The sequence below is a fragment of the Pseudomonas sp. SWRI111 genome, from assembly GCF_014268555.1.
Taxonomy (GTDB): Bacteria; Pseudomonadota; Gammaproteobacteria; order Pseudomonadales; family Pseudomonadaceae; genus Aquipseudomonas; species Aquipseudomonas hamedanensis.
In genome coordinates, this window is record NZ_JABWQQ010000001.1 from 698,971 (window position 1) to 724,606 (window position 25,636).

At 60.3% G+C, this 25,636-nt stretch carries 25 protein-coding genes, 1 pseudogene and 1 riboswitch; of the genes and pseudogenes, 21 read left to right on the forward strand and 5 right to left on the reverse strand.

Annotated elements, in window-relative coordinates; translation table 11 throughout:
• Nucleotides 1–58: 58 nt before the first annotated feature.
• Entirely contained in the window at nt 59–778 is a 720-nt protein-coding gene (locus tag HU755_RS02825) for a FadR/GntR family transcriptional regulator (protein ID WP_186630533.1), read from the forward strand.
• Between the two features lie 184 nt (nt 779–962).
• Here HU755_RS02825 and HU755_RS02830 read toward each other — a convergent pair whose 3' ends face one another.
• Both HU755_RS02830 and HU755_RS02835 read right to left on the reverse strand, forming a co-directional pair.
• Entirely contained in the window at nt 963–3,347 is a 2,385-nt protein-coding gene (locus HU755_RS02830; RefSeq protein WP_186551663.1) for an RND family transporter, read from the reverse strand.
• Complete coding sequence (locus HU755_RS02835; protein WP_186630534.1) at nt 3,344–4,387, reverse strand: YCF48-related protein; 1,044 nt, start codon at nt 4,385–4,387, stop codon at nt 3,344–3,346. The genes HU755_RS02830 and HU755_RS02835 overlap by 4 nt, the downstream gene beginning before the upstream one ends.
• Nucleotides 4,388–4,583: 196 nt before the next feature.
• Here HU755_RS02835 and HU755_RS27760 point away from each other — a divergent pair.
• The 8 genes and pseudogenes from HU755_RS27760 to HU755_RS02870 form a co-directional block, all read left to right on the forward strand.
• A pseudogene (locus HU755_RS27760) lies at nt 4,584–4,694 on the forward strand (metal ABC transporter ATP-binding protein); the annotation flags it as partial.
• A gap of 153 nt (nt 4,695–4,847) precedes the next feature.
• Nucleotides 4,848–5,438, forward strand: a complete 591-nt coding sequence (locus tag HU755_RS02840) for an amino acid synthesis family protein (RefSeq protein ID WP_186630535.1) — start codon at nt 4,848–4,850, stop codon at nt 5,436–5,438.
• 32 nt (nt 5,439–5,470) lie between these two features.
• Nucleotides 5,471–6,304, forward strand: coding sequence for an alpha/beta fold hydrolase (locus HU755_RS02845; RefSeq protein WP_186620468.1), 834 nt, complete (start codon nt 5,471–5,473; stop codon nt 6,302–6,304).
• Complete coding sequence (locus tag HU755_RS02850) at nt 6,301–7,782, forward strand: aldehyde dehydrogenase (protein ID WP_186630536.1); 1,482 nt, start codon at nt 6,301–6,303, stop codon at nt 7,780–7,782. Before HU755_RS02845 ends, HU755_RS02850 begins: the two co-directional genes overlap by 4 nt.
• Before the next feature lie 12 nt (nt 7,783–7,794).
• Nucleotides 7,795–8,280, forward strand: a complete 486-nt coding sequence (locus HU755_RS02855) for a flavin reductase family protein (protein ID WP_186630537.1) — start codon at nt 7,795–7,797, stop codon at nt 8,278–8,280.
• Nucleotides 8,281–8,415: 135 nt separating this feature from the next.
• Nucleotides 8,416–8,820: a carboxymuconolactone decarboxylase family protein gene (locus tag HU755_RS02860; protein ID WP_034155594.1), complete on the forward strand. Its 405-nt coding sequence runs from the start codon at nt 8,416–8,418 to the stop codon at nt 8,818–8,820.
• Between the two features lie 42 nt (nt 8,821–8,862).
• Nucleotides 8,863–9,627: a GntR family transcriptional regulator gene (locus tag HU755_RS02865; protein ID WP_186630538.1), complete on the forward strand. Its 765-nt coding sequence runs from the start codon at nt 8,863–8,865 to the stop codon at nt 9,625–9,627.
• A 1-nt stretch (nt 9,628) separates the two neighbouring features.
• Complete coding sequence (locus HU755_RS02870) at nt 9,629–10,192, forward strand: NUDIX hydrolase (RefSeq protein ID WP_186630539.1); 564 nt, start codon at nt 9,629–9,631, stop codon at nt 10,190–10,192.
• Nucleotides 10,193–10,317: 125 nt separating this feature from the next.
• Here the strand turns inward: HU755_RS02870 and HU755_RS02875 are convergent, their stop codons facing one another.
• Nucleotides 10,318–10,614, reverse strand: a complete 297-nt coding sequence (locus HU755_RS02875) for a DUF1330 domain-containing protein (protein ID WP_186621297.1) — start codon at nt 10,612–10,614, stop codon at nt 10,318–10,320.
• A gap of 68 nt (nt 10,615–10,682) precedes the next feature.
• Between HU755_RS02875 and ribBA the strand changes: the two genes are divergently transcribed.
• The 5 genes from ribBA to HU755_RS02900 all read left to right on the forward strand — a co-directional run bounded on the left by ribBA (nt 10,683) and on the right by HU755_RS02900 (nt 16,033).
• Entirely contained in the window at nt 10,683–11,792 is a 1,110-nt protein-coding gene (ribBA, locus tag HU755_RS02880) for a bifunctional 3,4-dihydroxy-2-butanone-4-phosphate synthase/GTP cyclohydrolase II (protein WP_186630540.1), read from the forward strand.
• A gap of 322 nt (nt 11,793–12,114) precedes the next feature.
• Complete coding sequence (locus HU755_RS02885) at nt 12,115–13,140, forward strand: ABC transporter substrate-binding protein (RefSeq protein ID WP_186552517.1); 1,026 nt, start codon at nt 12,115–12,117, stop codon at nt 13,138–13,140.
• Entirely contained in the window at nt 13,137–14,045 is a 909-nt protein-coding gene (locus HU755_RS02890; RefSeq protein ID WP_186621415.1) for an ABC transporter permease, read from the forward strand. Before HU755_RS02885 ends, HU755_RS02890 begins: the two co-directional genes overlap by 4 nt.
• 6 nt (nt 14,046–14,051) lie before the next feature.
• Entirely contained in the window at nt 14,052–14,861 is an 810-nt protein-coding gene (locus HU755_RS02895; protein ID WP_007918021.1) for an ABC transporter permease, read from the forward strand.
• A 17-nt stretch (nt 14,862–14,878) separates the two neighbouring features.
• Nucleotides 14,879–16,033, forward strand: coding sequence for an ABC transporter ATP-binding protein (locus HU755_RS02900; RefSeq protein WP_186630541.1), 1,155 nt, complete (start codon nt 14,879–14,881; stop codon nt 16,031–16,033).
• Nucleotides 16,034–16,162: 129 nt separating this feature from the next.
• Here HU755_RS02900 and map read toward each other — a convergent pair whose 3' ends face one another.
• Nucleotides 16,163–16,954 carry a type I methionyl aminopeptidase gene (gene map / locus HU755_RS02905; protein ID WP_186630542.1) on the reverse strand — a complete coding sequence of 264 codons (792 nt, stop codon included), beginning with the start codon at nt 16,952–16,954 and terminating at the stop codon, nt 16,163–16,165.
• The gene (locus tag HU755_RS02910; protein WP_186552514.1) at nt 16,951–17,178 is read right to left on the reverse strand and encodes a ParD-like family protein; all 228 of its coding nucleotides are present in this window, start codon (nt 17,176–17,178) and stop codon (nt 16,951–16,953) included. The genes map and HU755_RS02910 overlap by 4 nt, the downstream gene beginning before the upstream one ends.
• A 120-nt stretch (nt 17,179–17,298) precedes the next feature.
• A riboswitch (cobalamin riboswitch) is annotated at nt 17,299–17,491 on the forward strand.
• A 142-nt stretch (nt 17,492–17,633) separates the two neighbouring features.
• Here HU755_RS02910 and HU755_RS02915 point away from each other — a divergent pair.
• The 7 genes from HU755_RS02915 to HU755_RS02945 all read left to right on the forward strand — a co-directional run bounded on the left by HU755_RS02915 (nt 17,634) and on the right by HU755_RS02945 (nt 25,627).
• The gene (locus tag HU755_RS02915; protein ID WP_186630543.1) at nt 17,634–18,647 is read left to right on the forward strand and encodes an ABC transporter substrate-binding protein; all 1,014 of its coding nucleotides are present in this window, start codon (nt 17,634–17,636) and stop codon (nt 18,645–18,647) included.
• Nucleotides 18,644–19,660 carry an iron ABC transporter permease gene (locus HU755_RS02920; RefSeq protein ID WP_238349942.1) on the forward strand — a complete coding sequence of 339 codons (1,017 nt, stop codon included), beginning with the start codon at nt 18,644–18,646 and terminating at the stop codon, nt 19,658–19,660. The genes HU755_RS02915 and HU755_RS02920 overlap by 4 nt, the downstream gene beginning before the upstream one ends.
• Nucleotides 19,657–20,421, forward strand: a complete 765-nt coding sequence (locus HU755_RS02925) for an ABC transporter ATP-binding protein (protein WP_186630544.1) — start codon at nt 19,657–19,659, stop codon at nt 20,419–20,421. The genes HU755_RS02920 and HU755_RS02925 overlap by 4 nt, the downstream gene beginning before the upstream one ends.
• A gap of 774 nt (nt 20,422–21,195) precedes the next feature.
• Nucleotides 21,196–22,572 (forward strand): pyridoxal-phosphate dependent enzyme, encoded by a 1,377-nt coding sequence (locus HU755_RS02930; protein ID WP_186630545.1) that lies wholly within the window; start codon nt 21,196–21,198, stop codon nt 22,570–22,572.
• Nucleotides 22,569–23,741 carry a cystathionine gamma-synthase gene (locus tag HU755_RS02935; protein WP_186630546.1) on the forward strand — a complete coding sequence of 391 codons (1,173 nt, stop codon included), beginning with the start codon at nt 22,569–22,571 and terminating at the stop codon, nt 23,739–23,741. Before HU755_RS02930 ends, HU755_RS02935 begins: the two co-directional genes overlap by 4 nt.
• A 141-nt stretch (nt 23,742–23,882) precedes the next feature.
• Nucleotides 23,883–25,268 (forward strand): sel1 repeat family protein, encoded by a 1,386-nt coding sequence (locus HU755_RS02940; protein ID WP_186630547.1) that lies wholly within the window; start codon nt 23,883–23,885, stop codon nt 25,266–25,268.
• A gap of 212 nt (nt 25,269–25,480) precedes the next feature.
• The gene (locus tag HU755_RS02945; RefSeq protein WP_186630646.1) at nt 25,481–25,627 is read left to right on the forward strand and encodes a hypothetical protein; all 147 of its coding nucleotides are present in this window, start codon (nt 25,481–25,483) and stop codon (nt 25,625–25,627) included.
• Nucleotides 25,628–25,636: the final 9 nt, after the last annotated feature.

Below are 25,636 nucleotides of genomic sequence, written 5' to 3' on the forward strand. Positions count from 1 at the left end.
TGTGCCGTGCCTGCTATGATGCGCGGCATCTCCATCGCTCAGGATCGCGTCGCTCCCCATGGATTACCGCAAACCTTCCGACCGTAAAAGCATGCACTCGCGCATCGTCCAGGAACTGGGCATGCAGATCGTCTCCGGACGCTTTTTGCCCGACGACAAACTGCCCGCCGAAGCCCTGCTCTGCGAGGAATACGCGGTCAGTCGACCGGTGTTGCGTGAAGCCACGCGGGTGCTGGTGGCCAAGGGTCTGGTGTATTCAAAGCCCCGCGTGGGCACGGTGGTCAAGGCGCGCCGCGAATGGCACATGCTCGACCCGGACGTGCTGCACTGGCTGATGCAAAGTAGCCCGCAGAATGAATTCTTCAACGTGCTGACCAGCGTGCGCAGCATCATCGAACCTGCGGCAGCCGCCCTCGCCGCTCAGCATGCGACTGACGCCGACATCGCCGCCATCAGCGAAGCCTACCAACGCATGGAAACCGCGCCGACACCGGAGGCCTTGTTGCAGCCGGACCTGGACTTCCACAGCCGGATTGCCGACGCCACGCACAACGACTTGCTGGCGAATCTGTGCAATATGCTGTCGGTGGCGATTGCCGAGGCGTTGAAGCATTCCAACCAGCGGCCGAACCTGCATGAGCTGGCGTTGCCAAGGCACAAGGCGATTCTCACGGCAATCGAGAATCGTGATGCGCTGGGCGCCCGGCATGCGACGTTGGTGCAGCTGGACGATGCGCGCAGTGCCCTCAGCGTAGTGCTTGGCACCGAACTCTCCTGACACACCGAAAATCCCCTGTGGGAGCGGGCTTGCTCGCGAATGCGGTGTGTCAGTAAACACTGTTTCGACTGACACACCGCATTCGCGAGCAAGCCCGCTCCCACACTGGAACTGCGTGAAATTTAAAGCATGAAAAAGCCGCAACCTTGTCCAGGTTGCGGCTTTGTCGTTTCAGGCCTTCAGATCAATGGGCAAACAACGAGTTGCCCTTCTGTCCTGCCAGTTTCTCAGGCTTGATCAGGAACTTCGCCAGGGCCGGCAGCAGCCACAGCGCACCGAACATGTTCCACAGCAGCATGAACGTCAGCATCAGGCCCATGTCGGCCTGGAACTTGATGGCCGAGAAGATCCAGGTGCACACGCCAATCGCCAGGCACAGGCCGGTGAACAGCACCGCTTTACCGGTGGATTTCAGCGTCTGGTAATAGGCTTCCTGCAACGGCAACCCGGCACGCAGGAAACTTTCCAGGCGGCTGTAGATGTAGATGCCGTAGTCGACGCCAATCCCTACCCCCAGCGCCACCACTGGCAGCGTGGCGACTTTCACGCCGATACCCATGAACGCCATCAGCGCGTTGCCGAGTACCGAAGTCAGCACCAGCGGCAGGACGATGCACAGGGTCGCCGCCCATGAGCGGAAGGTGATCATGCACATCACCGCCACGCAGATGTACACCAGAATCAGGATGGTCAGCTCAGCCTGTTTGATGACTTCGTTGGTGGCCGCTTCGATCCCGGCGTTGCCGGCGGCGAGGATGAATTCCAGGCCGTCCTTGTTGTTCTCCTTGGCGAATTCCTGCACGGCGTGCACGGCACGGTCGAGGGTTTCGGCCTTGTGGTCGTTGAGGAACACGAGAACCGGCGCCAGCGAGCAACTGTTGTTGTACAGACCATCGGCGCGGGCAATCGAGTTGTTCAGCACGTCCGGGTTGCGCGACAGGGTTTCCCATTTCAGGTTGCCCTCGTTCATGCCCTTGATCATCTGCTTGGACACGGTCACCAGCGAGATCGCCGACTGCACACCCTCGGTGTTCTGCATCTTCCACATCAACTGGTCGATCGGCGCCATGGCTTCGTAGCGCGAGCAGCCTTCAGCCTTGGTCTTTACCATCACCACCAGCACGTCGGAGCTGGTCGAGTAGTTGCTGATGATGAAGTTGTTGTCCTTGTTGTAGCGCGAGTCCGGGCGCAGTTCCGGCGCGCCCTGGTCGAGGTCGCCGATCTTCAGGTTCTGGCTGTACCAGAGGCCGCCACCGAAGGCGATCAGTGCCAGCGCGACCGAAATCGGCGCGACTTTCGGGCTGGCGAAATTCGACAGCAGGCGCCAGAACGGATGCTCGCGGTTCGCGTCCTTCTTGCTCTTGGCAATTGCGCGCTTGCTGATGCCGACGTAGGAAATGGCAACCGGCAGCAGGATCAGGTTGGTGAACACGATCACCGCCACGCCGATGGAGGCGCCGATCGCCAGTTCACGGATCACACCGATGTCGATGATCAGCAGGGTGATGAAGCCCACCGCGTCCGCCAGAATCGCGATCATCCCCGGCAGGAACAACTGACGGAAGGTGCGGCGCGCGGCGGTCAGGGCGTTGTCCGCTTCGCTGGACTGCAAAGCGATACCGTTGATCTTCTGCACGCCGTGGGAAATACCGATGGCGAAAATCAGGAACGGCACCAGCATCGAGTACGGATCAAGCCCGAAGCCAAAAAAGTGCATCAAGCCGAGCTGCCAGACCACCGCCACCAGCGTCGTGCTCAGCACCGCGATAGTGCTGCGCAAGCAGTTGGTGAACCACAGCAGCAGGATCAGGGTGATGACGAAAGCGATGCCGAAGAACAGCACCACCATCACCAGACCGTCGATCAGGTCACCGACCTTCTTGGCGAAACCGACGATGTGAATCTTGATGTTGGGGTTCTGCGCTTCGAACTTGTTGCGGATCTTGTCTTCCAGTTCATGGGAGAACTTGCGGTAGTCCAGTGCCAGCAACTTGCCCTGATCCTGCGGGTCCGGGTACGCCTCAAGCAGCGGAATGTCGACAATGCTCGACTTGAAATCGTTGGCCACCAGACGTCCGACCTGACCGGACTTGAGCACGTTGTTGCGCAGCAGATCGAGGCTGTCCTGGGAGCCGTTGTAGCTCTGCGGAATCACTTCACCGCCGGCGAAACCCTCTTCGGTCACTTCGGTCCAGCGTACGCTCGGGCTCCACAGCGATTTCAGGCCGGAACGGTCGACGCCGGAAATGTAGAACACTTCGTCGTTGATCTGGCGCAGGGTCTCCATGTATTCCTTGGAGAAGATGTCGCCGTCAGTGGCTTCCACCGAAATACGCACGGTGTTGCCCAGGTTCGCCAGATCGTTGCGGTGTTCCATCATCTTTTCGATGAAGGGATGCTGCAGCGGGATCATTTTTTCGAAACTGGTGGACGGCCGGATCAGCGTGGCCTGCCAGAACAGAAAAATGCTCACCACCAGACAGATCAGAATCACGGCCGGGCGGTTGTTGAAGATCAGGCGCTCGAGCACCGTCGCCTTTTCCTGCTGAGGAGTGATCAAGGAAGTCATAGCCCCGCCTTCTTGTTATTAATCTCGGCACCGTTTGGCTGGGTGAGGTGTACACCGCCCTGCCCGCTCAGAATCAGATTGCCGTCGCCGGCAGCAGTGACCGAGGACAGCGAAATGCGGTCCGGGCGGTTGAACACGCTGAACGTCTCGCCGTTGTCGCTGCTGCTGATCACTGAGCCGCCGTTACCGACGATGATGATCGAGCCATCTTCGAGCAGCGTGCCGCCGGAGAGGCCGAATTCCAGCGCACCCCGTGCGGCTTTCAGTTCGACCTGTTCCCATGTGCTGCCAAAATCGGTGGAGCGGTAGAGGTTGCCGCGCAAGCCATAGGCCAACAGGGTCTGCGCCTGCGCCGTGCCGATCACGCCGAACAGCGAACCTTCGTACGGGCCTTCGAGCTTTTCCCAGGTCTGGCCGTCGTCGGCGGAGCGGAACATGCTGCCGGACTCGCCGACGATGAACAGCCCGGCGTCTTTCACGGCGGCGATGGCATTGAGGTGGAACTGGTCTTCGTTGTCGAGACGATCGCTGACGTCTTCCCAGTGCTTGCCGCCGTCAGTGGTTTCCAGCAGCGTGCCGTAGGCGCCCACGGCAAAGCCGCTGCTGGCGTCCTTGAACCAGACGTCGAGCAGCGGCGATTCGCGTGCAAGGTCTTCGAATTGTTTGGTCCAGGTCAGACCGCCGTCTGCGCTGGCGACAATCTGCGCGTCATGGCCGACCGCCCAGCCGTTTTTGTCGTCGACGAAATACACCGCGGTGAGCAGTTGCCGGGTCGGCACCTTGGCCTGGGTCCAGGTCTTGCCCTGGTCATCGGAATAGAGAATGTGTCCGCGATCCCCGACCGCGACCAGGCGCGCGCCGGCGTGGACGACATCGAGTATCAGGCTTTTCGCGGCCTTGGCCGATTCGGTGGAATAGACCACATCAGCCGGGGCCTCGGCGGCAAACACAGGTGCCGACAACGTGGCAAAGCCCAGCAGCGAGAGTGCTGTGGCCAGCAACGCGGTGTTGCGTAACGCCGGCGGGCGGCAACGACTCATAGACCTTCCCCTATTTATTATTGTTGGGCCATCGGGCCTTCAAGGGCGCCGCAAGTGTGCTGCTGTGATGGCTGGTCAGAAGCATAGTCCTGAAACCCGCAATCCAGAGCCACTTCGGAAGCTGGCTCATCCTATCGGGCTTTGTAAATGTCTGACAATCGGCGCCACGTTATCTTTTGTTAACCGCAAGCGGCCGCTGTCGCCAACGCATTCCCCTGTGGGAGCGAGCTTGCTCGCGAAGGCGTCGTTTCAGTCAACATCTTCATTGCCTGACCCACCGCTTTCGCGAGCAAGCTCGCTCCCACAAGGGTCGGAGGTGATCTCAGGATTTTGTGGTGGACGTGAATGCGCAGCCATTCGGAGGATGGATGACGCAATTTTTGCGGTGGGACTTGCAGGATCGGTATTATGGTATACCATCAGACGCACAGACACTCTCAATCCCCCAACGGAGCAGCTCATGAGTTTCGAAATTCGCAAGATCGTCAGCTATGTCGAAGAAACCTTCATCGAAGGCGGCAAAGCCGCTGACAAACCGGTGACCATGGTCGGCCTCGCCGTGGTCATGAAGAACCCGTGGGTGGGCAACGGTTTTGTCGAAGACCTCAAGCCGCAGATTCGCGCCAACTGCTCGGACCTCGGCGCAATGATGGTCGAGCGTCTCGTCGGCATCATCGGTGGCGCGGAAAAAATCGAGGCTTACGGCAAAGCGGCGGTGGTCGGCGCTGACGGCGAGATCGAGCACGCTTCGGCGGTGATCCACACCCTGCGCTTCGGCAATCACTACCGCGAAGCGGTGAAAGCCAAGAGCTACCTGAGCTTCACCAACAAGCGCGGCGGTCCGGGCACGTCGATTCAGATCCCGATGATGCACAAGGACGACGAAGGCCTGCGTTCGCACTACATCACCCTGGAAATGCAGATTGAAGACGCGCCGCGTGCCGACGAAATCGTCGTCGTGCTCGGTTGCGCCGACGGTGGTCGTCTGCACCCGCGCATCGGCAACCGCTACATCGATCTGGAAGAACTGGCCGCCGAAAAAGCCCAGTAATCACAACAAGAAAGGCATTGCAGGAGCGCTCCATGATTCGGCTCACCGCTGAACTCACCCCGGCTGGCACCAGTTACCTGGCGACCGGCCAAGGCCAGCCCGTGGTCTTGATCCACGGCGTGGGCCTGAACAAAGAAATGTGGGGCGGGCAGATTGTCGGCCTCGCCAGCCAATATCAGGTGATCGCCTACGACATGCTTGGCCACGGCGCCAGCCCGCGACCGGCCAGTGGCACCGACCTGCTCGGTTATGCCGATCAGTTGCTTGAGCTGCTTGATCACCTGAATCTGCCGCAGGCGGCGGTGATCGGTTTCTCCATGGGCGGCCTGGTCGCGCGGGCCTTCGCCCTGCACTACCCGCAGCGCCTGCAAAGCCTGGTAGTCCTGAACAGCGTGTTCAATCGCAGCGAAGAACAGCGCGCCGGCGTCATCGCCCGTACCGCGCAGGCCGCCGAGCATGGCCCCGACGCCAATGCCGAAGCGGCGCTGTCGCGCTGGTTCAGCCGCGAATATCAAGCAGCCAACCCGGCGCAGATCGCGGCGCTGCGCCAGACCCTGGCGAACAACGATCCGCAGGGCTACCTGACCACCTACGAACTGTTCGCGACTCAAGACATGTACCGCGCCGACGACCTGAGCAGCATTCAGGCGCCGACGCTGATCGCCACTGGCGAACTCGATCCGGGATCGACCCCGGAAATGGCCGAGCAACTGGCCCGGCGTATCCCCGGTGCGAAGGTTGCCGTGCTGCCCGAGCAACGGCATATGATGCCGGTAGAGTCGCCGCGTCTGGTCAACCAGATGCTGCTCGAATTTCTCCAATACGCAAACGCCCGACAAAACCATATAAAGGGGATCGTTGCATGACGCTCGCACGCTTCCAGATGTGCATCGGCGGAGAATGGGTCGACGCCCTCTCCGGCAAGACTTTCGAAAGCCTCAACCCGGCCTCCGCCCAAGCCTGGGCGCAACTGCCCGACGCCGATGAAGCGGACGTCGAGCGCGCCGTGCAGGCCGCGCAAACCGCGTTCGACAGCCCGGCGTGGCGCGGCCTGACCGCCACCGCTCGCGGCAAGCTGCTGCGCCGCCTCGGCGACCTGATCGCGGAAAACAAGGAACACCTGGCGCAGCTGGAGAGCCGCGACAACGGCAAGCTGATCCGCGAAACCCGTGGTCAGGTCAGCTATCTGCCAGAGTTCTTTCATTACACCGCTGGCCTCGCCGACAAGCTCGAAGGCGGTACGCTGCCGCTGGACAAGCCCGACCTGTTTGCCTACACCGTGCACGAAGCGATGGGTGTGGTCGCCGCGATCATTCCTTGGAACAGCCCGCTGTACCTGACCGCAATCAAACTGGCCCCGGCCCTCGCCGCCGGCAACACGATTGTGATCAAGCCGTCCGAGCATGCGTCGGCCACCATTCTGGAGCTGGCACGTCTGGCACTTGAGGCCGGGATACCGCCGGGTGTGGTCAACGTCGTCACCGGTTACGGCCCAAGCACAGGCGCTGCACTGACCCGTCATCCGCTGATCCGCAAGATTGCCTTCACGGGTGGCGCGGCAACGGCGCGGCATGTGGTGCGCAGCAGCGCCGAAAACTTCGCCAAGCTGTCGCTGGAACTGGGCGGCAAGTCGCCGAACATCATTTTCGCCGATGCCGATCTCGACAGTGCGATCAACGGCGCGATTGCCGGGATCTACGCCGCTTCAGGGCAGAGCTGCGTGTCCGGTTCGCGCTTGCTGGTGCAGGACGAAATCTACGACGAGTTCGTCAATCGTCTGGTCGAACGCGCCCAGCGTATCCGCATCGGCAACCCACAGGAAGACCACAGCGAAATGGGCCCGATGGCCACCGCGCAGCAACTGGCGGTGGTCGAAGGTCTGGTCGCCGATGCCATTGCCGAAGGCGCGCGTCTGCGCACCGGCGGCAAGCGTCCGGCCGGGCTTGGCGAAGGCTGGTTCTACGAGCCGACGCTGTTCGAGTGTGACCGCAACTCGATGAAGATCATGCAGGAAGAAGTCTTCGGCCCGGTAGCCTCAGTGATTCGTTTCAAAGACGAAGCTGAAGCGCTGGCCATCGCCAACGACTCGCAGTTCGGCCTCGCCGCCGGCATCTGGACCCGCGATCTGGGCCGCGCCCATCGTCTGGCGCGCGATGTGCGCTCGGGGATTATCTGGGTCAACACTTACCGCGCGGTCTCGGCGATGGCGCCGATCGGCGGCTTCAAGAACAGTGGCTATGGACGCGAAAGCGGCATCGATTCGGTGCTGGCCTACACCGAACTGAAAACGGTGTGGATCAACCTCTCTCAGGCGCCGATGCCTGATCCGTTTGTGATGCGCTAGGAGTCCTGCGAAATGATCGAACCCGGCATTTACAAAGACGTCATGAGCTCGTTCCCGTCCGGCGTCACGGTGGTCACCACCCTCGACCCGGACGGCGGCATCGCCGGCATCACCGCCAGCGCCTTCAGCGCGCTGTCGATTGATCCGGCGCTGGTGCTGTTCTGCCCAAACTACGCGTCCGACACCTACCCGGTGCTGCGTGACAGCAAGAAATTCGCCATTCATTTGCTCTCTGCCGAACAGACCGCCGAAGCCTACGCGTTCGCCGGTAAAGGCAAGGACAAGGCTAAAAACATCGAGTGGCATTTGAGCGAACTGGGCAACCCGATCCTGGCCAAGGCCACGGCGATCATCGAGTGCGAATTGTGGCGTGAGTATGACGGCGGCGATCACGCGATCATTGTCGGCGCAGTGAAGAACCTGATCCTGCCGGCGCAACCGGTGACACCGATGATTTATCACAAGGGCAAGCTCGGTGCGTTGCCTGCCCTGACCTGACGGATTCACACAGATCCCCTGTAGGAGTGAGCCTGCTCGCGATAGCGGACTGACATTCAACATTGATGTTGACTGATCCACCGCTATCGCGAGCAGGCTCACTCCTACAAGGGGATTGTGGTGACTGGAGGATTCATGAGTAACGAAAAGTACGAAAAAGGCCTGAAGATTCGCACGCAGGTACTCGGCGAAGCCTATGTGCAACGCTCTATAGAGAACGCCGACGACTTCACCCGCCCGCTGCAGGAAATGGTCACCGAATACTGCTGGGGCCATGTCTGGGGCCGCGAGGGTTTGTCGCTCAAGGAGCGCAGCATGATCAACCTGGCGATGATCTCGGCGCTCAACCGCCCGCACGAACTCAAGCTGCATGTGCGTGGCGCCTTGCGTAACGGCCTGAGTCGTGAGCAAATACGCGAAATTCTCCTTCAGGTCGGTATTTATTGCGGCGTTCCGGCAGCCGTCGACAGTTTCCGGCTGGCCCGGGAAGCCTTCGCCGAAGCCGACGCCGAGGCCTCAGTCAACCCCTCGGCTGTTTAGATGCCCGTCTGGCATGGACAGCCAACTTAAAGAGCGGACCCTATGAAACGCCAGCCACTCGATGACAGCTTCAAGGTCAATCGCAACCCCGTTACCCTGCGCGAAATCGTGTTGGACAAACTGCGTAGCGCGATCATGAATTTCCAGCTCATGCCAGGCGATCGTCTGGTCGAACGCGACCTCTGTGATCGCCTCGGTGTCAGCCGCACTTCGGTGCGCGAAGCCTTGCGTCACCTTGAGTCCGAAGGCCTGGTGGAGTTCGCCGACGCCAAAGGCCCGCGCGTTGCCATTATCACCCTGGCCGATGCCGTAGATATCTACGAATTGCGCTGCGTGCTCGAAGGCCTGATCGTCCAGCTGTTCACCCTGCGCGCCAAGGCCAAGGACATCAAGGCCCTGGAAAAAGCTCTCGACGATAACCGCAAGGCGCTCAAGGATGGCGAGCTGCAGCAAGTGATCGACTCGGTGCAAGGCTTCTACGACGTGCTGCTCGAAGGCTCGGGCAACCATGTCGCGGCCACGCAGTTGCGTCAGTTGCAGGCGCGCATCAGCTATCTTCGCGCGACCTCGGTGTCGCAGGAAAACCGCCGCGGCGCGAGTAATCACGAGATGGAAAAAATGGTCGAGGCGATCAAGAGCGGCGATCCGCTGGCGGCGCATCAGGCGTGTGTCGATCACGTCCGCGCCGCCGCTGCCGTGGCTCTGGATTACCTCAAGCGCAAGCAGGAAGAAACCGGCGTCGCCGTCCAAGGCACCCCGACGATCACCCTGCCGATTGCGCTGAAAGAACCGCGCATCGGGCACTGACATGTTCAGCCCGAGCTTTTGCCCGAAATGCGGTGGCCCTGACCTCGGTCAGCAGACGCCGCCGGGCGATACGCACGAGCGCCTGATGTGCCGCGGCTGCGGCTACATCCACTACGTCAATCCGAAGATCATTGCCGGCTGCATCATCGAGCAGGACGGCAAATATCTGTTGTGCCAGCGGGCGATCCCACCGCGCCCGGGCACCTGGACGCTGCCCGCCGGCTTCATGGAAAGCGGCGAGACCACCGAGCAGGCGGCATTGCGCGAAGTCTGGGAAGAAAGCGGCGTGCGCGCCGAAATCATCTCGCCGTATTCGATCTTCAGCGTGCCGAAGATCAGCGAGGTGTACATCATCTTCCGCGCGATCGCGCTGGAGATCACCGGGCAGTTCGGTCCGGAAACGCTGGACTACAAGTTCTTCGCACCTGAAGACATTCCGTGGGAACAGATTTACTACCCGGCGATCCGGCAGATTCTCGAGCGCTACATCGAAGAGCGCCAGGCGGGGGTTTACGGGATCTACGTGGGCAATGACGACAGCGGAAAAATCCATTTCATGCGCTGATTCTCGGGAAAAATTCCCTGTGGGAGCGGGCTTGCTCGCGAATGCGGTATGTCAGAAACATATTCGTTGCTGACATACCGCATTCGCGAGCAAGCCCGCTCCCACAAGGGGATAGCAGTGTTTTCCTAGATCGGGGCGATGCCCTCGACGATGATGATCTCCGCCCTCGCCCATTCCTCGCGGTAACTTTTCGCCTCCTGATACGCCGCCGAGCGATAGCACGCCACGGCTGTTTCGTAGCTCTCAAACTCGATGATCACGGTGCGCTGCGGCGTTGGCCGCCCTTCCATCGCCTCGCTGCGCCCGCCTCTGGCCAAAAACTTTCCGCCAAACGCAGCAATCGCCTGCGGCGTGCGTTGGGTGTATTGGCTGTAGCGATCGGCATCGGCTATATCCACATGAGCAATCCAGTACGCCTTCATAGTGACCTCTTTGTTGATTTTGTATTATGGTATACCAATATATTTCCAACGAACCCTGAGAGTCCAGCATGGCCTTCAACAGCATCGAAGAAATCATCGAAGATTATCGCCTCGGCAAAATGGTTCTGCTGGTCGATGACGAAGACCGCGAGAACGAAGGCGACCTGCTGCTGGCCGCCGACCGCTGCACACCGGAGGCTATCAGTTTCATGGCTCGCGAAGCGCGCGGCTTGATCTGCCTGACGCTGACCGACGAACACTGCCAGCGTCTGGGCCTGGAACAGATGGTGCCGAGCAACGGCAGCGTGTTCAGCACCGCGTTCACCGTGTCGATCGAGGCGGCGGTTGGCGTGACCACCGGCATTTCCGCAGCGGACCGCGCTTGCACCGTTGCCGCTGCTGTCGCGCCGAATGCCCGCGCCGACGACCTGGTGCAGCCCGGTCATATCTTCCCGCTGCGTGCCAAGGAAGGTGGCGTGCTGACCCGCGCCGGCCACACCGAGGCCGGTTGCGATCTGGCGCGCCTCGCCGGATTCACGCCGGCTTCGGTGATTGTCGAAGTGATGAACGACGACGGCACCATGGCCCGCCGCCCGGATCTGGAACAGTTCGCGCGCAAGCACGGGATCAAGATCGGTACCATCGCCGACCTGATCCACTATCGCCTGAGCACCGAGCACACGATTGAGCGGATTGGCGAACGTGAGCTGCCGACGGTGCACGGCACCTTCCGTTTGATCACCTTTGAAGACCGCATCGAGGGCGGCGTGCACATGGCGATGGTCATGGGCGACCTGCGCCGTGAAGAACCCACGCTGGTGCGCGTGCATGTGATCGATCCGCTGCGCGATCTGGTCGGCGCCGAGTACAGCGGGCCGACGAACTGGACGTTATGGGCGGCGCTGCAACGGGTCGCAGCGGAAGGTCACGGGGTTGTGGTTGTGTTGGCCAATCATGAATCGTCGCAGGCATTGCTTGAACGTGTGCCGCAGTTGACTCAGCCGCCACGGCAGTTCAGTCGCTCGCAGTCGCGGATTTATTCGGAAGTGGGGACTGGGGCGCAGATTCTGCAGAACCTGGGGGTGGGCAAGCTGCGCCACCTCGGGCCGCCGCTGAAGTATGCGGGTTTGACCGGGTATGACCTGGAGGTCGTCGAGAGCATCCCTTTCACCGAGTAACTCACGTCAAACACAAATCCAAACTGTAGGAGTGAGCCTGCTCGCGATTGCGGTGTGACATTCAGCAATGTTGTTGACTGATACACCGCAATCGCGAGCAGGCTCACTCCTACAGGGTTTTGCATTTCAAATTGATTCATCTGAGTTCCCAAAAACCAGCTTCGCCAGATAACCGGTAAGGCAAAGTGCTTGCACAAAGCTTGGAATACCATAATATGATATTCCATAGACCGGAGGCTCCAACAAAGCATCCAGCTACTGCTCCCGACAGGCGGGCAACAACGCAAGGCCCGCTCAAAAACACAACAATGAGGGCGTAAAAATGGTGTTGAACAAAGCTGCAACCGCGATCTTGTTCGCGGGACTGCTCAGCGTTACCGGCCAGGCTGCAATGGCGGCCGAGAGCGTCAATTTTGTCAGCTGGGGCGGTAGCACCCAGGATGCGCAGAAACAGGCCTGGGCCGATCCGTTCAGCAAGGCCAGCGGCATCACCGTCGTGCAGGACGGCCCGACCGACTACGGCAAACTCAAGGCCATGGTCGAGAGTGGCAACGTGCAGTGGGACGTGGTCGATGTCGAAGCCGATTTCGCCCTGCGCGCCGCAGCCGAAGGCCTGCTCGAACCCCTCGATTTCAAAGTGATCCAGCGCGACAGGATCGACCCGCGCTTCGTCAGCGATCACGGCGTCGGTTCGTTCTTCTTCTCCTTTGTCCTGGGCTACAACGAAGGCAAGCTCGGCGCCAACAAACCGCAGGACTGGAGCGCACTGTTCGACACCAAAACCTTCCCCGGCAAACGCGCCCTGTACAAATGGCCAAGCCCTGGCGTGCTCGAACTGGCGCTGCTGGCCGATGGCGTTGCGGCCGACAAGCTCTATCCGCTGGATCTGGATCGCGCCTTCAAGAAACTCGACACCATCAAGAAAGACATCGTCTGGTGGGGCGGCGGCGCGCAGTCGCAGCAACTGCTGGCGTCCGGCGAAGCGAGCATGGGCCAATTCTGGAACGGGCGCGTGCACGCCCTGCAAGAAGACGGCGCGCCGGTTGGCGTGAGCTGGAAACAGAACCTGGTCATGGCCGACATTCTGGTCATCCCCAAGGGCGCGAAAAACAAGGACGCGGCGATGAAGTTCCTGGCCAACGCCAGCAGTGCCAAAGGCCAGGCCGACTTCTCCAACCTGACCGCTTACGCCCCGGTCAACCTCGACAGTGTGGAGCGTCTGGATTCGACGCTGGCCCCCAACCTGCCGACGGCCTACGCCAAGGATCAGATCACCCTTGATTTCGCGTACTGGGCCAAGAACGGTCCGGCCATCGCGACACGGTGGAACGAATGGCTGGTCAAATGAAAATCGCGGCCACTGCGCCCCGCCCCTCCACGGCCACCGGGAGCGCTGGCAGCGCTGCCGGTTCGGCCTTCAAGCAACGCTGGCGCGGCGCCGGCAACCTCGTTCCGGCGCTGCTGTTCCTCGGCCTGTTCTTTCTCGCGCCGTTGATTGGCTTGTTGTTGCGTGGCGTGCTCGAACCTGTGCCGGGCCTGGGCAACTACGAACAACTGTTCGCCAACTCGGCGTATGCACGGGTGCTGCTCAACACCTTTTCGGTGGCCGGGCTGGTGACGCTGTTCAGCCTGTTGTTGGGCTTTCCGCTGGCCTGGGCGATCACGCTGGTGCCGCGCGGCTGGGGGCGCTGGATCCTCAATATCGTGCTGCTGTCGATGTGGACCAGCCTGCTCGCCCGCACTTACTCCTGGCTGGTGCTGTTGCAAGCGTCCGGCGTGATCAACAAGGCGCTGATGGCGCTGGGCATCATCGATCAGCCGCTGGAGATGGTGCATAACCTCACCGGTGTGGTGATCGGCATGAGCTACATCATGATCCCGTTCATCGTGCTGCCGTTGCAGGCGACCATGCAGGCCATCGACCCGATGATCCTGCAGGCCGGCTCCATCTGCGGCGCCAGCCCATGGACCAACTTCTTCCGGGTGTTCCTGCCGCTGTGCCGGCCGGGTCTGGCGTCCGGGGGGTTGATGGTGTTCGTGATGTCGCTCGGTTACTACGTCACCCCGGCGTTGCTCGGCGGCGCGCAGAACATGATGCTGCCGGAGTTCATCATTCAGCAGGTGCAGTCGTTCCTCAACTGGGGCCTGGCGAGTGCCGGTGCGGCGTTGTTGATCGCGATCACTTTGGTGCTGTTCTACTTCTACCTGAAGCTACAGCCGGAATCCCCGGTTGGTGCCAGTAATGCGAGGTAAGCCGACATGCTCCTGACTCCCAATGCCATGAGCCGGCGGATGCGCTTCGGCTTGTATGCAACCACCGGGCTGATCGGTCTGTTCCTGCTGTTGCCGATCGTGTTCATCGTGCTGCTGTCGTTCGGCTCATCGCAGTGGCTGGTGTTTCCGCCGCCGGGCTGGACGCTGAAATGGTACGGCCAGTTCTTTTCCAACCCCGACTGGATGAACGCCGCCGCAGCCAGCCTCAAGGTTGCCGTGCTGACCACGATCTGCGCGGTGGCGCTCGGTTTGCCAACCGCGTTTGCCTTGGTGCGCGGCCGTTTTCCCGGACGGGAAATGCTCTACGGCCTGTTCACCCTGCCGATGATCGTGCCGCTGGTGATCATCGCCGTGGCGGTGTACGCGCTGTTCCTCAAGCTCGGTTACACCGGGACGATGTTCGCTTTCGTGGTCAGCCACGTGATCGTCGCCTTGCCGTTTACCATCATCTCAATCATCAACTCGCTGAAGCTGTTCGATCAGTCAATTGAAGACGCCGCGGTGATCTGTGGCGCCTCGCGCCTGCAAGCGGTGTTCAAGGTGACGTTCCCGGCAATCCGTCCGGGCATGGTCGCCGGCGCCCTCTTCGCCTTCCTGGTTTCGTGGGACGAAGTGGTGCTCAGCGTGATGATGGCAAGTCCCACACTGCAAACCCTGCCCGTGAAAATGTGGACCACCCTGCGCCAGGACCTGACCCCGGTGATCGCCGTCGCTTCGACGCTGCTGATCGGCCTGTCGGTGTTAGTCATGGTGATCGCCGCCGCCCTGCGCCGGCGCAACGAAATCAGCGCCTGAGCGCCCTGGAGTACGACATGAGTGCCGTGATCAAAGACGCATCCGCGCAAAACGACAAACCGCTGGTCAGCCTGCGCAACCTGAACAAGCACTACGGCGACTTTGCCGCCGTCGACAACATCTCGCTGGACATCAAGGACGGTGAATTCCTGACCTTTCTCGGCTCCAGTGGCTCGGGCAAAAGTACGACGCTGTCGATGCTCGCCGGGTTTGAGACGCCAAGCAGCGGCGAGATCCTCGTCAACGGCCAGTCGCTGGTCAACGTGCCGCCGCACAAGCGTGACATCGGCATGGTCTTTCAACGTTACTCGCTGTTCCCGCATCTGTCGGTGCGCGACAACATCGCGTTCCCGCTGGCGATCCGCAAACTGGCCACGGCCGAGCGCGAAAAACGTGTCGACGCGATGCTGAAACTGGTGCAGCTCGAACAGTTTGCCCATCGTCGCCCTTCGCAACTGTCTGGTGGCCAGCAACAACGTGTCGCCATTGCGCGGGCGCTGGTTTACGAGCCGCGCATTTTGCTGATGGACGAGCCTCTCGGTGCGCTGGATAAAAAGCTGCGCGAGGATTTGCAGGACGAGCTGCGCCAGTTGCACCGTCGCCTGGGCATCACCATCGTTTACGTGACCCACGATCAGGAAGAAGCCATGCGTTTGTCACAGCGCATCGCAATCTTCAGCCACGGCAAAATTGTCGGACTGGGCAGCGGCTATGATCTCTATCAGAATCCTCCGAACGCGTTTGTCGCCTCGTTTCTGGGCAACTCCAACTTTCTCAAGCTCAAGGCGCAGGGCAACGCGGCAGCCAGTTTCGAGGGGCAGGCGCTGTCGATTCGGCTGACGTCCGGGTTGCACACTGATCAGGATGTGCTGCTGATGGTGCGCCCGGAAAAAGCGCTGGCGTTGAGCGTGCAGCAAGCGATTGATGAGCCGTTGGCGGCGGGTTGGAACGAGGTTTCGGCCAAGGTCGTGGAGGTGCTGTTTCTCGGCGAGAGCCAGACGTGCAGCGTGGTGACGTCGGGAGGGACTTCGATGACGGTGAAAGCGTTGTCAGCCGCGGGCATGCCGCTCAAGGCCGGGGACCCCGTACGGGTGCGCTGGGCGACGGCGGATGCGTGCGTTTATACCGAATGGACCGAGGGCGACCTCAACAAGGCCGCCGGTGCTCACTGAATTCTTCAATACACCGCAACTCAATTGTGGGAGCGGGCTTGCTCGCGAAGAGGCCGTGTCAGTCACCATTAATGTTGAATGACACACCGCATTCGCGAGCAAGCCCGCTCCCACAAGGTTTTGTGGTGTTCAGAGGATCGGGTTAAAACCTTCAATCTCATCCGGCCACGCCGTCAGCACTTCAAACCCGGTCTCGGTCACCGCGACCATATGCTCCCACTGCGCCGACAGCGAGCCATCCTTGGTCAGCACGGTCCAGCCATCGGGCATGTTCTTCACATGACGCTTGCCGGCATTGAGCATCGGTTCGACGGTAAAAATCATTCCGGCCTTCAGCTTCAAGCCCTGATTGGGAAAGCCGTAATGCAGAATCTGCGGCTCATCGTGATAGACCTTGCCAATGCCATGGCCGCAATACTCGCGCACCACGCTGAAGCCCTCCTTCTCCGCCAGGCTCTGGATCGCATGGCCGATATCGCCCAGCGTCGCCCCCGGACGCACGGCGCGAATGCCCGAGCACATGGCCTCGTAGGTGGTCTTGATCAGGTGCTGCGCCTCGGGCGTCGCCTCGCCGACGACGTACATGCGACTGGTGTCGCCGAACCAGCCGTCCTTGATTACCGCGATGTCGAGGTTGACGATGTCACCGTCCTTCAGCGGCGTACCCGACGGTATCCCGTGACACACCACATCGTTGACCGACGCACAGACAGTTTTTGGAAACCCGTGATAACCGACGTTGGCCGGCACGGCTTTCTGCACATTGACGATGTAATCGTTGCACAGCCGGTCCAGCTCATCGGTGGTCACACCGGCCTTGACGTGCGGCACCAGCATCGCCAGCACTTGCGCGGCGAGTTTGCCGGCCGCGCGGGATTTTGCGATCTCGGCCGGGGTGTTGAGCTTGATCTGGTTTCTCATGCGCTGACGGCTTCCTGGGTCAGTTGATGCAGATCCAGTCCGCCGTTCTGTTCGGCGCGGATCAGCAGGCGGCAAATGGCGCTGTGGTCGAGGTTGGGGTGCAGCTCGGCGAGCATGCCGATGCGCATCCAGTGCTCGGCCTGAGCGTTGATCGAGCGGCTGAGTGCATTGCTGGAGACGCGCAGATTCTCGTGCATGTCCTCTGAAATCTTTACGATGCCCATATGTATATCCGATACGATTTGTATATGGATCGTATATTAATCAGCGCACACGACAGATTGCAATGCCAACAGCTAACTCGATGCCGTGGCAGATTCGCCTCCCCCTCCACCGCGCAAATCGTCTACCATGCCGCCGCTGGTTCCCAAACGGGATTAATAGGGAATCCGAGGTGCTTCGCGCATCAATCGGAACTGCCCCCGCAACTGTAGGTGCCGAGCCTGCTCCACGACTGCCACTGGGTTGCCCCCGGGAAGGCCGGAGCATGGCGATGACGCATCAGTCAGGAGACCTGCCGGCACAGTGACTGACCAACCGGCGGGGTGTCCGGGAAGGACATCGTGCCGCGCGCATTTTTGCTTGAGCCCGGCCTTACGCTGTCGCCATGACCGCGTTCGCTGATGTGTTTCCAAACCGTACCCGCCCGCTTCCGTACGGTTTAATTGGAGACTGCTTCATGCTGCTGCCCCGCGTTATCACCCTGATTACCGGCCTGGGCCTGGGCGCCCTGGCTCAAGCGGCGCCAACCGACTATCCACTGACGATAGAAAACTGCGGCAGCCCCCTCACTTTCCAGCAGGCGCCCACCCGCACGGTGACCATCGGTCAGGCCGGCACGGAAATGCTCTATGCCTTGGGTCTGGGCGACAAAGTCGTCGGCACGTCGCTGTGGTTCAACGATGTGCTGGCCGAATACAAACCGCAGAACGACAAGATCGAGCGCCTGGCCGATAACGAACCGAGTTTCGAAGCGGTGATCGGCAAGCGCCCGCAACTGGTCGCCGTGGAGCTGGAATGGATGGTCGGTCCGCAAGGCGCGGTGGGCACCCGCGAGCAGTTTCACGAATTGAAGATTCCGACCTATTTGTTGCCCTCCGACTGCGAGGCCAAGGACAACCTCGTCGGTTCCGACGGCACGCGGCTGGCGCCGTTTCGCATCGACAGCATTTATAAAGGCGTGAGCCAACTGGCGGCGATCTTCGACGTGCAGGCACGCGGCGCACAGCTCAATGACCAACTCAAGGCCAGCCTCGCCCAGTCGATTGCCACCGCCAAACGCACGCAGCGCAAAGACCTCAGCGCACTGGTGTGGTTCTCCAGCGCCGAGATGGACATTGAGCCGTTCGTGGCCGGGCACAAAGGCGTTCCCGATTTCATGCTCAGCACTTTAGGCGTGCGCAATGTCGTCGAGTCGGATGAAGAATGGCCGACCGTCGGCTGGGAAACCATCGCCAAGGCCAACCCGACGTTCCTGGTCATCGCGCGCATGGATCGTCGGCGCTTCCCGGCTGACGACTATCAGAAAAAACTCGCCTTCCTGCGCAGCGATCCCGTGACGCGCAACATGGACGCGGTCAAACACAACCGCATCATCATTCTCGACGCCATGGCCATGCAGGCCAGCCTGCGCACCTTCGCGGGTCTCGAACAACTGGCCACGGCCATCAACGGCTTCGATCTTTCGCAATGAGCAGACGCCTGATCCGTTTATTGCTGGTCCTGCTGGTGCTGTCGCTGGCCTTGGTCGGCGGCGTGGCGATTGGCGAAACCGCAATCGAGCCGAGCGTGGTGCTACAGGTGCTGGCAAACAAGCTGTGGGCCGCCGGGTATGTGCTTGATCCGATCGACGAAGGCATCGTCTGGAATTACCGCCTTACCCGCGTATTGGTGGCGGCTGCCTGTGGTGCCGGCCTGGCGACATGCGGGGTGATCCTGCAATCGCTGTTGCGCAATCCGCTGGCCGACCCGTATTTGCTGGGCATCTCGGCCGGGGCTTCGACTGGCGCAGTGATGGTCGCCCTGCTCGGCGTCGGCGCCGGTGTGATTTCGCTGTCGGCCGGGGCATTTGCCGGGGCGGTCACTGCGTTCGTGCTGGTGATTGTACTGGCCCGGATCAGCGGTTCGGCCAGCGGCACCGGGCCCATCATCCTCGCGGGCATCGCCGGCTCGCAATTGTTCAACGCCCTCACGGCCTTTCTGATCACCCGCTCGGCCAGTTCCGAACAGGCGCGCGGGATCATGTTCTGGCTGCTCGGCAATCTCGGCGGCGTGCGCTGGCCTTCGGTGTGGCTGGCGGTGCCGGTGGCCCTGCTCGGGCTGATGGTCTGCCTGTGGCACCGGCGCGCGCTCGACGCGTTTACTTTCGGCGCGGACTCGGCGGCGTCCCTCGGCATCCCGGTGCGCCGCGTGCAGATTTTGCTGATCGGCTGCGCCGCGCTGGTGACGGCGGTGATGGTGTCGATTGTCGGCTCGATCGGCTTTGTCGGCCTGGTGATTCCCCACGCCGCACGGCTGCTGCTCGGCACCGGGCATGCTCGGCTGCTGCCGGCCAGCGCTTTGGGTGGCGCGGTGTTTCTGATCGCCGCTGATGTGCTGTCGCGCACCCTGATCAAGGGTCAGGTGATTCCGGTGGGCGTCATCACTGCACTGGTCGGCGCACCGGTATTCGCCCTGATTCTGGTGGGCCGGAGAGCCGCACGATGAACAACGTTCTGAGCTGTGCCGGGCTGGCATTCAACGTGCGCGGTGCGCAATTGCTTGACGGTATCAGTCTGGACGTCCAGCGCGGCGAGACGCTGGGCATTGTCGGGCCGAACGGATCGGGGAAATCCACGCTGCTGAAACTGCTCGCCGGCCTGCGCGAACCGAGCGCGGGCCAAGTGCAGCTTGCCGGTCAGGTACTCGGCAGAATGTCACGGCGCAGCATTGCGCAAACACTCGCCGTGGTTGAACAACAGGCCGACACCGACGATGGCATTCGCGTGTTCGACGCCGTCGCGCTGGGGCGCACACCCTGGTTGTCGGCGCTGCAACCGTGGTCGGACGCCGACGAGAGCATCGTCCATCAAGCCTTGGTCGACGTCGACGCCGTGCACCTGCGCAACCGCCTCTGGCGCAGCCTCTCCGGCGGTGAACGGCAACGCGTGCACATCGCCCGGGCGCTGGCGCAGCGACCACAGATTCTGCTCCTCGACGAGCCGGCCAACCACCTCGATATTCAGCACCAACTGAGCATTCTGCAAGTGGTGCGGGCACTGCCGGTGACTACGTTGATCGCTCTGCACGACCTCAATCAGGCGCTCAAATGCGATCGCCTGGCGGTGCTGGAGCGCGGACGTTTGGTGGCGCTGGGCGAGCCGCTGCAAGTGCTGACGCCGCAGCGACTACAGACGACGTTCGGGGTCACGGCGCGCTATTTGACGGACCCGTTCGACGGCGCGCAGATTCTACGCTTTCACTCGTGACCGATTGCCGGGTCTCAAAGACCTGCTCCCACCATGAGGTTTTGCGGCTGTCCTGAATCCCGAGTACGCCCCGAGCCCCTGTGGGAGTGGGCTTGCTCACGAAGGCGTCGGGTCTGGCGAATCATCTGTATCTGGAAGACCGCTTTCGCGAGCAAGCCCGCTCCCACAATGGGGTTTTGTGGATTGCGTTGAATCCTGGTTACAACGCGGATCAGTGTGGGAGTGGGCTTGCTCACGAAGGCGGCGGGTCTGGCGAATCATCTGTATCTGGAAGAGCGCTTTCGCGAGCAGGCTCACTCCTACAATGGGTTTTGTGGGTTGCGTTGAATTCTGGTCACAACGCGGAACAGTGTGGGAGTGAGCTTGCTCACGAAGGCGTTGGGTCAGGCGATTTATCTGGATCTGGCAAACCGCTTTCGCGAGCAGGCTCGCTCCCACAATGGGTTTTGTGGGTTGCGTTGAATCCTGATTACAACGCGGAACAGTGTGGGAGTGGGCTTGCTCACGAAGGCGTCGGGTCAGGCAAATCATCTGTATCTGGAAGACCGCTTTCGCGAGCAAGCCCGCTCCTACACTGGGTTTTGCGGGTTTTCTGAGATTTGGCTGCGCACCGGAAATCGTTAGATGTTTTGACGTAAGTTTTGTCCGATCGCGGCTCGGGTCTTGGCAGCGTCTATGGATTTTTTGAGTTGCGAGCGATGGCTTCCCGGCCTATGTTGCTTGCGAGATGTTTGCCTGCGCATGAAGCGCTATGACTCACCGAAGGAAACCGAAATGTCAAAAGATTCCCGCCCTGCCGTGCTTGGGCTGATCGGCAATACACCGCTGGTGCGCGTGACCCGTTTCGATACCGGACCGTGCACACTGTTTCTCAAACTCGAATCGCAAAACCCGGGCGGCTCGATCAAGGACCGCATCGGCCTGGCGATGATCGACGCCGCCGAGCGCGACGGTCGCCTGCAACCCGGTGGCACCATTGTCGAAGCCACGGCCGGTAACACCGGCCTGGGTCTGGCGTTGGTCGGACGCGCCAAAGGCTACCGCGTGGTGCTGGTGGTGCCTGACAAGATGTCGACCGAGAAGGTCCTGCACTTGAAAGCCATGGGCGCCGAGGTGCACATCACCCGCTCCGACGTCGGCAAGGGCCATCCCGAGTATTACCAGGACGTCGCCGCCCGGCTGGCGAAAGACATTCCCGGCGCGTTTTTTGCCGACCAGTTCAACAACCCGGCCAACCCGCTGGCGCATGAATGCAGCACCGCGCCGGAAATCTGGGCGCAGACCGAACACGACCTGGACGCCATCGTCGTCGGTGTCGGTTCGGCCGGTACGCTGACCGGGCTGAGCCGTTTCTTCAAGCGCGTGCAACCGAATCTGGAAATGGTGCTGGCCGATCCGGTCGGTTCGGTAATGGCGCAATACAGCCGCGACGGCACGCTGCCCACCCCCGGTTCTTGGGCCGTCGAAGGCATTGGCGAAGACTTCATTCCGTCGATCACCGACCTTTCCAGCGTGCGCCACGCCTACTCGATCAGCGATGCAGAAAGCTTCGACCACGCCCGCCAGTTGCTCAAGGCCGAGGGCATTCTCGGCGGTTCATCGACCGGCACCCTGTTCGCCGCCGCGCTGCGTTATTGCCGTGAGCAGACCGAGCCGAAACGCGTGGTCAGTTTTGTCTGTGACACCGGCACGCGTTATCTGTCCAAGGTCTACAACGACCAGTGGATGACCGATCAGGGTCTGTTGCAGCGCAAGGGTTACGGCGACCTGCGCGACCTGATCGCCCGGCGTTTCGAGGACGGCCGCGTGATCAGCGTCGGTCCCGACGACACCCTGCTGACGGCGTTCCAGCGCATGCGTCTGGCGGACGTCTCGCAGTTACCGGTGTTGGTGGAAGGCAAGCAACTGGTCGGCGTGATCGATGAATCGGACATTCTGCTGGGCGTGCACGAAGACGCCGCCCGCTTCAGTCAGTCGGTGTCCAGCGTGATGACCGACAAACTGCAAACCCTCGCCCCCGGCGCCACGCTGGCCGAGCTGGAAGCGGTGCTCAGCCGTGGCCTCGTCGCCATTATTTCCGACGCCTCAGGCTTCCATGGACTGATCACCCGCACCGACATGCTCAATCAATTACGGAGATCCCTTGCATGAGTCAGCACGACGATAAATCCCAAGGCTTCGCGACCCGGGTGATCCACGCCGGGCAAGTGCCAGACCCGACCACCGGCGCGCTGATGCCGCCCATCTACGCCAACTCCACCTACCTGCAAGACAGCCCCGGCGTGCACAAGGGCTTCGATTACGGCCGCTCGCACAACCCGACGCGCTTCGCCCTGGAGCGCTGCGTTGCGGATCTCGAAGGTGGCACCCGTGCGTTCGCGTTTGCCTCAGGGCTGGCGGCGATTTCCACGGTGCTGGAATTGCTTGATGCCGGCTCGCACATTGTTTCTGGCAATGACTTGTACGGCGGCACGTTCCGCCTGTTCGACAAGGTTCGCCAGCGCAGCGCCGGGCATCGTTTCAGCTTCGTCGACCTGACGGATCTGTCGGCGTTCGAAGCCTCGCTGCAGGACGACACGCGCATGGTCATGGTCGAGACGCCAACCAACCCGCTGTTGAGCCTGTCGGATCTGGCCGCGATTGCGCGCATCTGCCGCGCTCGCGGGATCATCTGCGTGGCCGACAACACCTTCGCCAGCCCGTATATTCAGCGTCCGCTGGAACTGGGGTTCGACATCGTCCTGCACTCGACTACCAAATACCTGAACGGCCACTCCGACGTAATCGGCGGTATTGCTGTGGTTGGGCAGAACGCCGAGCTGGCGGAAAAACTGGGCTTTCTGCAAAACGCCGTCGGCGCAATTTCCGGTCCGTTCGATGCGTTTCTGACCCTGCGCGGGGTGAAAACTTTGGCGCTGCGCATGGAGCGCCATTGCAGCAATGCGCTGGACCTGGCGCAGTGGCTGGAGCAGCAACCCCAGGTCAACCGCGTCTACTATCCGGGCCTTGAGTCGCATCCACAGCACGACCTGGCCAAGCGGCAGATGTGCGGTTTCGGCGGGATGATTTCTGTTGATCTGAACGGTGATCTGGCCGGCGCGCGGCGCTTTCTGGAGAGCGTACAGATCTTCGCGCTGGCAGAAAGTCTGGGCGGTGTGGAAAGCCTGATCGAACACCCGGCAATCATGACTCACGCGACGATTCCCGCCGAAACCCGCGCGAAGCTGGGGATTGGCGATGGGCTGGTGCGGTTGTCGGTCGGGGTTGAGCATGTTGAGGATCTGCGGGAAGATTTGGCGCAGGCTTTGGCTAAGATGTGATTCTTTGAAGGGGGCTGCATCGCAGCCCAACGGGGATAAATCCCCTCGCCACAGCCCCCCCCGTGGCCTTTCGATCTCTGGTTTTTATTGGCATACAAGGCTTTTTTAAAATGGCATCAAGTCTGCCGATTGAGGAGTTCCGTGCTGTTGCGCAAACTCGACAACACAAGTTTCGAAATATTCGCCCGCCTCGCTTCGCCCCTTGGTGTCAAACACTATATGAAATATCACGCGCGCTTGCTAATTACACATGGAATGAAAATGGATCATTATAAAAACCTAATCAAATCGATTATAGGTTTGCTTTTTTTTCTTAATTCGGTCACTGCATGGGCAGTGCTTTCACCGGAGCAGCAGGCAGCCAAGGAACGCGGCATTTCACTCTATAAACAAGAAAAAAATGCAGAGCGTGAATTGCGCATTGCCGCTGAGGCCGGCGATGCAGAAGCACAATTTTATTTGGCGCAACAACTTCGCCAACTGGAACTTAATAAATCGCTAGACTCGAAAGAATCTGTAAAGTGGTTCGTGGCCTCTGCTAATCAAGGCAATTTACTCTCCCTCTATCAGTTGTCTCACAACGTCAAGCTGTGTGTTGTTGCTTCAGTTTGTCCGAAAGGGGAAAAAAGCTGGGATGAATGGCATCAAGAGTTTAAAAAGACGCTAATGGAGAAATTCGCCTCAAATGATCTGCAACAACTGGGTGAACTAAATGATTGGGTGGCCGAGTCGGATGTTGTAGGAGAGTGGTTTCATCTACAGGATGAGCTTCGTTATGCAAAAAACCACAGGATAGAAGATACGCGTGAATGGCTGGTTAATTCTGCTAATCAGGGAAGTTTTAACTCCCTGCTTCGTCTGGCTCTAGATGACGGAGATAAATTATGCGCCATCGTTGAGGATTGCCCAAAGGGAGATAAAACTCAGCGCGAATGGAAATTAGAATTTGAGAAGATTGCACGAGAAAAAATTGCTTCCGGTGACATGGAAGCTGCATATTTATTATACGTAGGCAATTCTGACTTTAATATGTTGATTACATCAGCAGAGGGAGGCTACCCATTCGCACAATATCAGCTTGCCGAGAGTTATTCAGCTGGTGATGGCTTTTTTTGGTGGTTTGGGCAGCGCCGCAAGGAAATCAACAAGTGGTATAAGCGAGCGGCTGAAAATGGCTACCCAAGAGCAATGATTGCCTATGCAGCCTCTATTTATGAAGATAACGGAGATCTATCAATTTCCCGGTATTGGCTAGAGAAATCTGCGAAGGTGGGTGACAGCAATGGCATCGGTTTGCTTGCTCGAGAGTATGCAAGTAATCCAAATTACTATGGCTTTCCATTTGATATGGTGAAGGCTTATGGCCTTACGTTGTTTTTAGCAGGCCTGAATAATGATGAATCTGATAAAGAGTATGATCGGGAAAGATTAGAAAACTACTCTAAAAAAATGTCACCCGAACAAATCGAGCAAGGCAAAGCCTTTGCCGAAAAATGGAAGATCACTTACCCGATTGAAGGCGTTTAATCTCAGCGGCCAGCGGGACCGGAAACAGATGTCAAGCTTCGTGCTTCAAGTCGCTGAGGCCATCGTTGCAATGGTCGCATGCTGCTGGGTCGTGGAGAAAACCATGAAATACAAGTTGTTGTCAGGCGTGCTTCTTGCGGTAGCGGCCAGTGTTGTGGTGCCGAATGTCTTGGCCGCGCAACCGCAGGCGTTGGCGTCGGATGGGGCTGATCATGTTGGTGCCTGGGGCGTTGGCTGCCGATGGCGCTGATCGTGTCGGCGCCGGAGCATTGGCAGCGGATGAGGCCGACCGCACCGGCGTCAACCGAGTGGCCTACTCCGGGTCGGAGTCGGTTCTGATCGCGTGGCATCGGCGCTGATGACCGGCA